Source organism: Agromyces laixinhei (assembly GCF_006337065.1).
GTDB lineage: Bacteria > Actinomycetota > Actinomycetes > Actinomycetales > Microbacteriaceae > Agromyces > Agromyces laixinhei.
The window spans coordinates 1,166,620-1,178,468 of the sequence record NZ_CP040872.1; the positions used below are offsets into that span (position 1 = coordinate 1,166,620).

Consider the following 11,849-nt stretch of genomic DNA (forward strand, 5'->3'; position numbering starts at 1 on the left):
GCATCCCCACAACTGAATACATCGGCAACGCCAGATCCGCCGGCATCATCGGATGCCGCGGGGACACCTCGGGTCGGAGGCCCGGGCACCGGCGTTGTTCCACACCTCCACTTCGAAACAGGAGAAGCCACACATGGCACGTCTGGCAGGAGTCGACATCCCGCGCGAGAAGCGCGTGGAGATCGCACTGACGTACATCTACGGCGTCGGCCGTACGCGAGCACTCACCACGCTCGCCGACACCGGCATCGACGGAAACATTCGCGTGAAGGATCTCAGCGACGAGCAGCTGCTCGCCCTCCGCGACTACATCGAGACCAACTTCAAGGTCGAGGGCGACCTTCGCCGCGAGGTGGCCGCCGACATCCGCCGCAAGGTCGAGATCGGCTCCTACGAGGGCATCCGCCACCGTCGCGGACTCCCGGTCCGAGGCCAGCGCACCAAGACCAACGCACGCACCCGCAAGGGCCCGAAGCGCACCGTCGCCGGCAAGAAGAAGGCTCGCTAGGCCCCGGCCGGCGAACCAGCGCCTCTAGGATTCAGGAGAAATCATGGCAGCACCCAAGGCGGCAACACGCAAGCCGCGCAAGAAGGAAAAGAAGAACATCGCCGTGGGCCAGGCCCACATCAAGTCGACGTTCAACAACACGATCGTCTCGATCACCGACACCAACGGTGCCGTGATCAGCTGGGCCTCCTCCGGTGGCGTCGGCTTCAAGGGCTCGCGCAAGTCGACCCCGTTCGCCGCGCAGCTCGCCGCCGAGGCGGCCGCGCGCCAGGCGCAGGAGCACGGCATGAAGAAGGTCGACGTCTTCGTCAAGGGCCCCGGTTCCGGCCGCGAGACCGCGATCCGCTCGCTCCAGGCCGCAGGCCTCGAGGTCGGCAGCATCAACGACGTGACGCCTCAGGCGCACAACGGATGCCGCCCGCCCAAGCGCCGCCGCGTCTGATTCACTCCCGGCGCTCGAGGAGCGGTTCGTTTCGGCGAACCCTCCTCGATCGCCGGGACATCCGTTCTCTCACACAACTCAAGATCCTCGTACTTGCAGGTGTCATATAGCGGACACCCTGCCGAAAGGAATCAACAGTGCTGATCGCACAGCGCCCGACGCTCACCGAAGAGAACATCTCGGAGTTCCGTTCGCGTTTCGTGATCGAACCCCTCGAGCCGGGCTTCGGTTACACCCTGGGCAACTCACTCCGTCGCACCCTCCTCTCCTCGATCCCCGGCGCAGCCGTGACGAGCATCCGCATCGACGGTGTGCTTCACGAGTTCTCGACCGTTCCGGGCGTGAAGGAGGATGTCACCGAGATCATCCTCAACATCAAGAACCTGGTCGTCTCCAGCGAGCACGACGAGCCGATCACCGCATACCTGCGCAAGCAGGGCTCCGGTGAGGTCACCGCCGCTGACATCTCCGCTCCCGCGGGTGTCGAGGTGCACAACCCCGAGCTCGTCATCGCGACGCTCAACGACTCGGCCAAGTTCGAGCTCGAGCTCACGATCGAGCGCGGCCGCGGTTACGTCTCGGCCAGCCAGAACCGCAACGAGTACTCCGAGGCGGGCCAGATTCCGGTCGACTCGATCTACTCGCCGGTGCTGAAGGTCACCTACCGCGTCGAGGCCACCCGTGCCGGCGAGCGCACCGACTTCGACCGTCTCGTGGTCGACGTCGAGTCGAAGCCGGCCATCACGCCGCGCGACGCGATCGCCTCGGCGGGCCGCACCCTCACCGAGCTGTTCGGCCTGGCCCGCGAGCTGAACACCGCTGCCGAGGGCATCGAGATCGGCCCCGCGCCGGTCGACGCCGTGCTCTCGAGCGAGCTCTCGATCCCGATCGAAGACCTCGACCTGTCGGTGCGCAGCTACAACTGCCTGAAGCGCGAGGGCATCAACACGGTGTCGGAACTCGTCGCCCTGTCGGAGTCGCAGCTCATGAACATCCGCAACTTCGGCCAGAAGTCGGTTGACGAGGTCAGGGACAAGCTCACCGAAATGGGCCTGTCGCTGAAGGACTCCGTCCCCGGATTCGACGGCGCCCACTTCTACACGGGCTTCGACGACGAGAACTAGGCAGACCTCGCGGTCGCCCAACAACCCCCACCTACTGGAGAGAACGAAATGCCGAAGCCCACGAAGGGCCCCCGCCTCGGAGGCGGCCCCGCCCACGAGCGGTTGATGCTCGCGAACCTCGCTGCAGCGCTGTTCACGCACAAGCGGATCACCACCACCGAGACGAAGGCCAAGCGCCTCCGCCCGCTGGCCGAGCGTCTCGTGACGTTCGGCAAGCGCGGCGACCTGCACGCGCGGCGTCGTGTGCTCGCCGTCATCGGCGACAAGACCGTCGTGCACGAGCTGTTCACGGTCATCGCGCCCCAGGTCGCCGACCGTGAGGGCGGCTACACCCGCATCACAAAGATCGGCAACCGCAAGGGCGACAATGCACCCATGGCGGTCATCGAGCTCGTGCTCGAGCCCGTGACGCCGAAGAAGCGCGCAGCCAAGCCCGCCGAGGCACCCGTCGCCGAGGAGGCTCCGGCCGAGGAGCCCGTGGTTGAGGAGACGCCCGACGAGGTCGTGACCGAGGCCGAGGCCGCAGTCGACGAGGCCGCCGGCGCAGCGGAAGAGCCTGCTGAGGCCAAGTAGCCTCTTGCTCGTTCACGAAGGACCCCGGTGCCCCGCGCCGGGGTCCTTCGTCATGCCGGCGGCGTCCGTCTAGGCTGGCACGGTGACCGAGCACGACCCGTCGACGCAGCGAGAAGCCGCTCCCGAAACCCCCGTTGCGCGTGATGCTTCAGGTCCGCGCGAAGCTCGCGACGCCGCGTCGCATGAGGGGATCGTCGTGCGACTTCGCCTCGGCATCGCGTACGACGGTACGAACTTCAACGGCTGGAGCCGCCAGCCGGGGCAGCGCACGGTCCAAGGCGTGCTCGAAGACGGGCTCGCGACCCTCTTCCGGCGCACGGGCTTAGCTCCGAGGCTGACGGTGGCCGGGCGCACCGATGCCGGCGTGCACGCGATCGGGCAGGTCGCGCACCTCGACGTTCCCTTCGACGCGTTGCGCGCGGTGACCCGTCCGCGACGGGGCCATCCGGCCGAGGCCGCGGGCGAGGCCGACGTGCTCGCGCGACGCCTCACCGGCATACTCGGCGCCGGCGCCGATGTCGTCGTCAACGGCATCGATCGGGCGCCCGACGGGTTCGACGCCCGGTTCTCGGCGTTGTGGCGACGGTACGAGTATCGCGTCGCCGATGCATCCGCTCGCCGCGACCCGCTCGAGCGCCACCGCACCGTCGTCATTCCGCGTGCCCTCGACGATCAGGCGATGTCGACAGCGGCCGAGCAACTCGTCGGACTGCACGACTTCGCCGCCTTCTGCAAGCCGCGCGCCGAGGCGACCACGATCCGTACCCTGCAGTCCTTTCGGTGGCGGCGCTCTGACGACGGCACGCTCGTGGCGTCACTGCAGGCCGACGCCTTCTGCCATTCGATGGTGCGCGCGCTGATCGGCGCCGTGGTGGCGGTGGGGGAGGGTCGGCTCGAGGTCGGAACGCCGGCTGAGTTGTTGCGGGCGGCGGAGCGCACGAACGCATTCAACGTCATGCCGGCGAAAGGCCTCGTGCTCATCGAGGTGGGGTATCCAGACGACCACGAGCTCGAGACGCGAGCGACGCAGACGCGCGCGCGCCGTCGACTGCAGGTGCAGCCCGAGCAGGCGTGAGGGGCGTCGTGTGCCGGCCCGTCACCGGTCGAGAACGTACGGCGCCGACTCCGATCCGGCCGGTTCGATCGTCGAGGCGAACGCGCGAAGCTCGCGTGCGAACGCCATGGGTCGAGTCATCGGCAGGTAGTGCCCGCCAACGGGGGCGACGACGAGGCTCGAGTCGGAAGTCGCGCTCAGGAATCGGCGTTCCTCGGCACGGAAATGGTCGAAGCGGCCGTTCACGAATCGAACGGGTCCGGCATACGCCGCGAGGTCGTCGAGCGGGCGCACTGCGCGCAGGGCGGCGACGACGTCGGGAATCACCTCCGACGCGATGCCGGCGTGCGCGATCGCCTCGGCCGTGCGGCGGGGAAGTACGGCGCGCAGGACACGGGCGCTGACCCGTTCACCGCCGTCGGACCAGCTCGAGAGCATGCGATGCGCGGCGAGGAACGGCGCGGTCGTGGCCCGTGTCGCGCATAGGTGGCACCCGCGACGACAAGACCGGCGACCCTCTCGGGTTCGCGTGACGCGGATGCCATCGCCGCGTAGCCTCCGAGCGAGTGACCGACCACGATCGCGCGCCCGCCGACGCGGTCGATCGCCTCGAGCACGACCTCGCCGGCTGCTTCGAACGAGAAGTGCTGCCCGCGGCGGGAGCCGTGACCCGGCAGATCGACCGCCGTGGCGACCGACTCGGGAGGCAGGTGATCGATCACCTCGACCCAGGCGGCACGATTCAATCGGATTCCGTGGACGAAGACGAATGACGGGATGTGGGACACGGGGTTCCTCCGGTTCCGGGTGAGATGGGACGGGTTCCGGGTGAGGTGGGACGGGCCGGGCTCACCGAGCGATCCTCGGTAGAATCGCAACGCAACGTTGCGTTGCGTCCTGTCGAGTCTGTCAGGCATCCGGAATCAATGCAACGCCACGTCGCGTTATATCCTCAGACGATGGAGAGCCCGGCGGCATCAGGTGCGCGAGGCCCGCGACGGGCGCGTGCGATCTTCGACGCGGCGCTCTCCCTGCTCGCCGAGCGCGGCTACCACGGCCTCACGATGGAGGCGGTCGCGAGTCGCGCGCGGGTGAACAAGACCACGCTCTACCGTTGGTGGCCATCGAAAGACGCCCTGCTTGCCGCTGCGCTCACCGAGAGCGATGCGCTGGCGCTCTCGGTGCCCGACACCGGCTCCTTGCGCGGTGACCTGCGCGCGCTCGCAGGCCGGATCGCCGAGTTGCTCACCGATCCCACGACCGCGCCGATCGCCGAGGCGCTCGTGTCCGCCGGTGCCGGCCGCCCCGAGCTCGCGGCCGTGGCGCGTGCCTTCTTCTCCGACCGACTCGTGCGCGAGCGGCCGATCTTCGAGCGAGCGTCTCAGCGGGGCGAATCCCTGGCGGACATCGACCTCCGTACCGTCATGGATCTCGTCGCCGGCGCCATCTGGTTCAGGGTCTTCGTTCGTGGCGAGGCTCCGAGCGATGCCGAACTCGACGAGGTCCTCGACGCCGTGCATCGCGGATTGGACGGACGGGTCCCGACCCGCTAGACTTGCCCGTTGGTGCCGTCCTCTGCGGCTGCATCCGAAGTTGAGCCCTCCATCGGGGCGTTCGCAACGCGTGAGCGGGCGAACACCCACCGGAGCGGGATTCACGAACCCCTCACTCGATCAGAAAGCAGTACTTCAGTGACGCGCACGTTCACTCCCAAGCCGTCCGACATCCAGCACGACTGGGTCGTCATCGACGCAACCGATATCGTTCTCGGTCGCCTCGCGAGCCACTCCGCAGCGCTGCTGCGCGGCAAGCACAAGGCGATCTTCGCGAACCACGTCGACACCGGTGACTTCGTCATCATCGTCAACGCCGACAAGGTGGCCCTGACCGGCCAGAAGCTCGAGCAGAAGAAGGCCTACCGTCACTCGGGCTACCCGGGCGGCCTCAAGGCCGTCGGTTACGCCGAGCTCCTCGAGAAGAACCCCGTCCGCGCCGTCGAGAAGGCGATCCGCGGCATGCTCCCGAAGAACTCGCTCGGTCGGGCCCAGCTCAAGAAGCTGAAGGTCTACACCGGCCCGGAGCACCCGCACGCGGCTCAGCAGCCGAAGCCGTACACCCTCACCCAGGTCGCCCAGTAGTTCCGGCACCCTCGACGTTCTCGAAATAAGGATTCACACCACCATGGCGAAGATCGCAGACCAGATCGAAGCGGCTCCCGAGAGCTACACCACCGAGAGTGCCGCAGAGGCAGCTCCCACCACCCCCCGCCCCGTGCTCAACGTGTCGGGCGCGGCCGTCGGCCGTCGCAAGCAGGCGATCGCCCGCGTGCGTCTCGTTCCCGGCGCCGGCGGCATCACCGTCAACGGCCGCGAGTTCGAGGCGTACTTCCCCAACAAGCTGCACCAGCAGCTCATCACCGACCCGTTCACGGTGCTCGAGCTCACGGGATCGTACGACGTGGTCGCGAAGATCACGGGCGGCGGCCCCTCGGGCCAGGCCGGCGCGCTGCGCCTCGCCATCGCTCGTGCGCTGAACGAGATCGACCGCGAGAACAACCGCGCGACGCTCAAGAAGTCGGGCTTCCTCACGCGTGACGCTCGCGTCATCGAGCGCAAGAAGGCCGGTCTCAAGAAGGCTCGCAAGGCTCCTCAGTTCTCGAAGCGCTGATCTCAGCGCCCGCTTCTCAGTACATGCCTCGGCTTTTCGGAACCGACGGGGTCCGGGGCCTGGCCAACCGTGAACTCACGGCTGACCTGGCCTTGGATCTCGCTCAGGCGGCTGCCGCCGTACTCACCCAGGGGCGGCACGCCGACGAGTTGCGCGCCGCCGGCCGTCGGCCGGTGGCCGTCGTGGCGCGCGATCCGCGCGTCTCCGGTGAGTTCCTCACCGCAGCGGTCTCGGCCGGACTAGCGAGCTCCGGCGTCGACGTGCTCGACGCCGGAGTCATCCCCACCCCGGCAACCGCGTTCCTCATCGACTCGATCCGCGCCGACTTCGGCGTCATGATCTCGGCGTCGCACAACCCGGCGCCCGACAACGGCATCAAGTTCTTCTCCTTCGGCGGCACGAAGCTCCCCGACGAGGTCGAGGATCGCATCGAATCCTTCCTGGGCGGGCGCACGCTCGCGCCGGTCGGCGACGGAGTCGGACGCATCCGCCGCTTCGCCGACGCGGAAGACCGCTACGTCGTGCACCTGCTCGGCACGCTGCCGCATCGGCTCGACGGGCTGAAGGTCGTGCTCGACTGCGCCCATGGTGCCGCGGCCGGCGTCTCGCCGCAGACGTTCAAGGACGCGGGTGCCGACGTCGTCGTCATCGGAGCCGACCCCGACGGCATGAACATCAACGACGGTGTGGGTTCGACCCATCTCGGCATGCTCCAGGCGGCCGTCGTCGAGCACGGCGCCGACCTCGGCATCGCCCACGACGGCGACGCCGACCGCTGTCTGGCCGTCGACGCCGACGGCAACGTCATCGACGGCGATCGCATCATGGCGATCCTCGCCGTGTCGATGAAGGAGCGCGGCACCCTCACCGACGACACACTCGTCGTGACGGTCATGTCGAACCTCGGGCTTCGACGTGCGATGGCCGAGCACGGCATCCGGGTCGTCGAGACCAAGGTCGGCGACCGCTATGTGCTCGAGGCACTCGCCGCCGAGGGACTCGCCCTCGGCGGGGAGCAGTCGGGTCACGTCATCATGAGCGAATTCGCGACGACCGGCGACGGCGTGCTGACCGGACTGCACCTCGCGGCCGAGATGGCCCGCACCGGCAAGACCATCGCCGAGCTCGCGTCGGTCATGACGGTCTACCCGCAGTTGCTCGTGAATGTGCGCGGCGTCGACCACCACGCCCTCGCCGACGACGCGGAGATCGCCGCGGCGGTCGCCGCCGCCGAGGCCGAGCTCGGAGACTCCGGGCGGGTGCTGCTTCGCCCCTCGGGCACCGAACCGATGGTTCGGGTCATGGTCGAGGCCGCGGAGCAGGATGTCGCGGAGCGGCACGCCGAGGCCCTCGCCACCGTCGTGCGCGAGCGTCTCGCCATCGCCTGACGGCACGAGCGGGGTCGCGACTGGGTTCGGCCACGACCCCTGCCGGCCGAGATCAGCCGCACGCCGCCGCGTCGTATGCGGAGACGACCTCGACCTTCACCGGGTCACCCTCGATGACCGCCGTCGCCTCGACCGTCACCGATCCGGCGTCGATGCTCGGCTGTCGCGTGGTGAACGCGTGCACGGCGTTCTTGCCGGGCGCAACCGAGGCGAAGGCCCTCGTGCCGTAGGCCGACTCGATCTCGAGCGCCACCGGCGCGTCCGCGTCGCTGCTCGCCTTCACCATGACCAGAGCCTTGCCGGCGACGCACCGCGTCGACGCGACGACCGTCATATCGAAGGCAGCTCCGCCCAGGATCGTGAACGGTGTCGTCGCCTCGCGGTCGGATGTCGCGCCTCGTGCTCGAAGCGTGCCGGCGGCGGGGTTCGCGTCTGCCGGAATGGCGACGGCCCCGGTGGCCCGGCCCGCTTCATTCGCGCGGAGCTCGACCGCTTCGACACCGGTCTCCTCGTCGAACGCGATGATGACGGGCTCGTACGGCGCGAAGCCGCGAGCGGTGACGGTCACGGACTCGCCGGCGTTCGCCGCCGGAGCTGAGGCGGTCAGCGTCGGAGCGACGTCGACGGGAACGCCGTACACCTCGAGTTCCCACAGCGAATAGGCCCACTGCGTTGCTCGCTCGACGCCTTGCATGCGGACGAAGTTCACCGGCATCGCCGTGTCGGACATGATCCGCTCCGTGGCGCACGTGCTCTCATCGACGGGAATGTCGTGCCAGATGGTGCCGTCCGTCGAGAGCTGCACGATGTACCTCGCAGCGCAGGCGGCCTCCCACTTCAGGACGACCTCGCTCACCATGACGGTGCGCGTCAGCTGCACGGTGATCGACGCGGCGTCGTCGTAGTCGGATGCGAAGCGCGTCGTCGAGTTCCCGTCGACCGCCAATTGCGGCCGGAACGTCGTGCCCGGTTCGACACCGGTCGAGACGACCGACGGACTGCCCAGCGCCCAGTTCTGGCTGGATGCGCCCGCGAGTACCTGGAGCTTCGCGATGAGCGAGTCGAGCACGCCGTCGCCGATGCGCGGCGTCGGCGTGGAGTTCGCACTCCAGGTGTTGCGCTGGTCCGTGATGCGAACCGCTTGTGCGGCCCGCACTGCTTCGACGCTGTCGGCGATGAGCGCCTCCGCTTCGTCGTCATCGCCGAGCTCGTGCGCCCTGATCGCCGCGATGGAGGCCCCAAGCGCCTCGCCCCACAGGCGGCTCGCATCGAGCCATGGGCCGGTCTCCTCGAGGAACAGCGTGTCTGCGACGTGCTCCCGGATGAGCGCCGGCCCATCGGTGAGCTGCTGGGCGTACGCGTCGAGATCGTCGAGCGAGGTACCGTCGAAGTCGGGCGCTGCGGCGTCGACGAGGGCTGCGAGCCGTGGCGCCTGGGGCAACCACATCGTGCTGGAGAACGTCGGCGCCGCGCTGTTGACGTCGGCGAACACCTCGAGGGCTGCCGTCGTCGCCGCGTCACCGCCGGCCATCTGCGCCAGCGTCCAGGATCGGACCTGGCTCGGGTCGTAGTCCTGATCGTTCCAGCTGAATGCCGCGATGCCGGCAATGGCCGGCTTGCTCGCAGATGCCTGGTTCATCGGGTTGGAGACGATGCCGAGGAGTGAGTCGGACAGGCCGTGCTCGCGCTTGTCGTACGCTCCCATCAGCAGGCGACCCGTGGTCTGGCTGAAGTCGTTGACGGGGTAGTTGTCCCAGAGGAAGACCTGTCGGCCCCAGGCCGAGGCGGCCGCGGCGGCATCCGCTCGCGAGATGGAGGGCGGAACGACGGCCGTACCCGTCCACATGATCACCACGTCTGCATCGAGACCGTCGACGAACTTCTGCTTGTACGCGGTGCGACGGGTGTCGCTGTACTCGGTGGGCACCATCTGCAGTGCGCGCACGTCTGGTGTCTGCTCGACCCATTGCGTCTGGACATGGTTCAGCAGATCGACCTGCGCCGCTCCGGCGTTGGCCGAGCCGGCCGGGCCGTAGGCGGCGGCGTCTTCGGTGCAGTTCCACCGCTGGTAGCTGATGTCATCGAGCGGGATCGAGAACGATCGCACGCCGAGTTCGTACAGCGCATCGAATTTCGCGAGAATCGCATCGCGGTCGGACTGCCGCGAGAAGCAGATCGATTCACCCGGTGAGAGCGCGAAGGTGAAGCGCACGTGGTTCGACGCCGCTGCGCTCACCAGCTCGCCGAGCTCGGCGAGCTTGTCGGCGGGATACGGTTCGCGCCAGCGCGAGCGATGGTACTCGTCATCTTTGGGTGCGTAGATGTAGGTGTTCATCTTCACGGTGCCGTAGAACCGCAACTGGTCGAGCCGTTGCTCGTGGGTCCACGGCGCACCGTAGAACCCTTCGATCGATCCGCGAAGCGGCATCGCCGGGGCATCCGCGATGCGTGCTTCCGTCACCGACGTCTCAGCTCCGCTCCCGCTGAAGAGCTGCTGCAGCGTCTGGGCGCCGTAGTACACACCCGCGCCGTCGGCTCCGGCGACCGTGATGGCATCGTTCGTGATCGCGAGCGCATAGCTCTCATCTGCGGTGGGGGCGTCGACGCCGTGGAGTGACGACGAGATGTCCGGTCGCGCGGCGTCGCCGATGCGAATGAGGTCGGAGCCTCCCGCTGCGGCCTCATCGACGACCGTGACCGAGACTCCGCGGGATTCCAGAGCGTCGCTGATGACGCCCAGGGCGGCGTCATCCCCGGGATCGGTCACGCGCACAGTTGAGCCGAGCGGTCGTGTCACCCCCGAGGACTCGTACTCCTGCGGCTGCGGCACGATCGTGGGCGGCGTTGCCTCGGCCGGGGCCGCCCAGCTGGGTGCCGCGGAGGTGACGGCGAGCCCCGCGACCATCGCCGCCGCCACGAGCAGCACCATGGGAACCCTGGTTCTCTCCCGGATGAGCCGAGCTGAATTCATGAAGTCTCTCCCCGCATCGTCATTGATGTCTTGGGTAATTAATAATTGCTCCCTAAAGAAAGGTCAAGAAGGAGAGGTCAAGAAGGAGAGGTCAAGAAGGAAAGGTCAAGAAGGAAAGTCGCGCGTCCGACGCCCGGCCGCGACCTCAGAGCTTGCGCAGGAGGACGCTCGACACGGTGTGATCGGAGCTCTTGCGCAGTACGAGCGAGGCGCGTGAGCGCGTCGGGCGGATGTTCTGCAGCAGGTTCGGTTCGTTGATCGTGTGCCAGATCTCGCGCGCTCGGGCGCGTGCCTCGTCTTCGGTCAGGCTCGCGAAGCGGTGGAAGTAGGAGCGCGGGTTCGCGAACGCCCCGCGCTGGAGCTTCAGGAACCGTTCCTCGTACCACCGGGCGATGTCCCTCGTGCGCGCATCGACGTAGATCGTGAAGTCGAAGAGGTCGCTGACGGCGAGGCGGTGCCCGGGCCCGGGCGGCTGCAGCACGTTGAGCCCCTCGATGATGAGCACGTCGGGTCGGCGCACGGTGATCTGCGCGTCGCCCACGATGTCGTAGGCGAGGTGCGAGTAGAACGGCGCCCGCACCTCGGCGGCACCGGCCTTCACCTCGCTCACGAATCGCAGGAGCGCCCGCCGGTCGTACGACTCGGGGAACCCCTTGCGGGCCATGAGCCCGCGTCGCTCGAGCTCGGCGTTCGGGAACAGGAATCCGTCGGTCGTGACGAGCTCCACCCGCGGCGTGTGCTCCCAACGGGCGAGCAGTTCGCGCAGCAGTCGCGCGATCGTCGACTTGCCGACCGCCACGGAGCCGGCGACGCCGATGACGAACGGCGTCGACTCGAAACGTTCGCGCAGAAACTCGCTCGTGACCTTGTGCAGCGACTTCGTGCCGCCGACGTAGAGATTCAGCAGGCGGCTGAGCGGCAGGTACACCTCGGCGACCTCGCGCGGGTCGAGCGGCTCGCCGAGTCCTCGCAGTTGCACGAGCTCGGTCTCGGTCAGCGGTGAGGGCATCGAGGGCGCGAGTGCGGCCCACTGGGCCCGATCGAGCTCGGTGAACGGGGAGATGTGCGCCCCGTTCGGCGATTGACCCTGCTGTTCGAGCACCGTGCCAGTGTAGTCAGGAG

At 68.1% G+C, this 11,849-nt stretch carries 13 protein-coding genes; 9 read left to right on the forward strand and 4 right to left on the reverse strand.

What is annotated here, in order from left to right; all coding sequences use genetic code 11:
* Positions 1-133: 133 nt before the first annotated feature.
* The 5 genes from rpsM to truA all read left to right on the forward strand — a co-directional run bounded on the left by rpsM (position 134) and on the right by truA (position 3,722).
* On the forward strand, positions 134-508 hold the full coding sequence (gene rpsM / locus FHG54_RS05580) for a 30S ribosomal protein S13 (protein WP_139416393.1): 375 nt from the start codon (positions 134-136) through the stop codon (positions 506-508).
* Between the two features lie 43 nt (positions 509-551).
* Positions 552-950, forward strand: a complete 399-nt coding sequence (gene rpsK, locus FHG54_RS05585) for a 30S ribosomal protein S11 (RefSeq protein WP_139416394.1) — start codon at positions 552-554, stop codon at positions 948-950.
* A gap of 137 nt (positions 951-1,087) precedes the next feature.
* Positions 1,088-2,074, forward strand: coding sequence for a DNA-directed RNA polymerase subunit alpha (locus FHG54_RS05590; protein ID WP_139416395.1), 987 nt, complete (start codon positions 1,088-1,090; stop codon positions 2,072-2,074).
* Between the two features lie 48 nt (positions 2,075-2,122).
* A complete protein-coding gene (rplQ, locus tag FHG54_RS05595; protein WP_139416396.1) occupies positions 2,123-2,647 on the forward strand; it encodes a 50S ribosomal protein L17 in 525 nt (174 codons plus the stop codon).
* A gap of 196 nt (positions 2,648-2,843) precedes the next feature.
* Positions 2,844-3,722 (forward strand): tRNA pseudouridine(38-40) synthase TruA, encoded by an 879-nt coding sequence (gene truA, locus FHG54_RS05600; RefSeq protein WP_139418312.1) that lies wholly within the window; start codon positions 2,844-2,846, stop codon positions 3,720-3,722.
* Positions 3,723-3,743: 21 nt separating this feature from the next.
* On the opposite strand, the gene FHG54_RS16500 is transcribed toward truA, so the two are convergent.
* Positions 3,744-4,139: an alpha/beta fold hydrolase gene (locus FHG54_RS16500; protein WP_210415519.1), complete on the reverse strand. Its 396-nt coding sequence runs from the start codon at positions 4,137-4,139 to the stop codon at positions 3,744-3,746.
* On the reverse strand, positions 4,025-4,618 hold the full coding sequence (locus tag FHG54_RS17120; RefSeq protein ID WP_420837423.1) for an alpha/beta fold hydrolase: 594 nt from the start codon (positions 4,616-4,618) through the stop codon (positions 4,025-4,027). The genes FHG54_RS16500 and FHG54_RS17120 overlap by 115 nt, the downstream gene beginning before the upstream one ends.
* 42 nt (positions 4,619-4,660) lie before the next feature.
* Between FHG54_RS17120 and FHG54_RS05610 the strand changes: the two genes are divergently transcribed.
* From FHG54_RS05610 to glmM, 4 genes are all read left to right on the forward strand, one after another.
* Positions 4,661-5,254 carry a TetR/AcrR family transcriptional regulator gene (locus FHG54_RS05610; RefSeq protein ID WP_139416397.1) on the forward strand — a complete coding sequence of 198 codons (594 nt, stop codon included), beginning with the start codon at positions 4,661-4,663 and terminating at the stop codon, positions 5,252-5,254.
* 138 nt (positions 5,255-5,392) lie between these two features.
* Complete coding sequence (gene rplM / locus FHG54_RS05615; RefSeq protein ID WP_139416398.1) at positions 5,393-5,839, forward strand: 50S ribosomal protein L13; 447 nt, start codon at positions 5,393-5,395, stop codon at positions 5,837-5,839.
* A 43-nt stretch (positions 5,840-5,882) separates the two neighbouring features.
* Positions 5,883-6,368, forward strand: coding sequence for a 30S ribosomal protein S9 (gene rpsI, locus FHG54_RS05620; RefSeq protein ID WP_139416399.1), 486 nt, complete (start codon positions 5,883-5,885; stop codon positions 6,366-6,368).
* 23 nt (positions 6,369-6,391) lie between these two features.
* Entirely contained in the window at positions 6,392-7,756 is a 1,365-nt protein-coding gene (gene glmM / locus FHG54_RS05625) for a phosphoglucosamine mutase (RefSeq protein WP_139416400.1), read from the forward strand.
* A gap of 52 nt (positions 7,757-7,808) precedes the next feature.
* On the opposite strand, the gene FHG54_RS05630 is transcribed toward glmM, so the two are convergent.
* Positions 7,809-10,685, reverse strand: coding sequence for a glycoside hydrolase family 84 protein (locus tag FHG54_RS05630; RefSeq protein WP_210415477.1), 2,877 nt, complete (start codon positions 10,683-10,685; stop codon positions 7,809-7,811).
* 187 nt (positions 10,686-10,872) lie between these two features.
* Entirely contained in the window at positions 10,873-11,829 is a 957-nt protein-coding gene (gene coaA / locus FHG54_RS05635; RefSeq protein WP_232331403.1) for a type I pantothenate kinase, read from the reverse strand.
* Between the last annotated feature and the right edge of the window lie 20 nt (positions 11,830-11,849).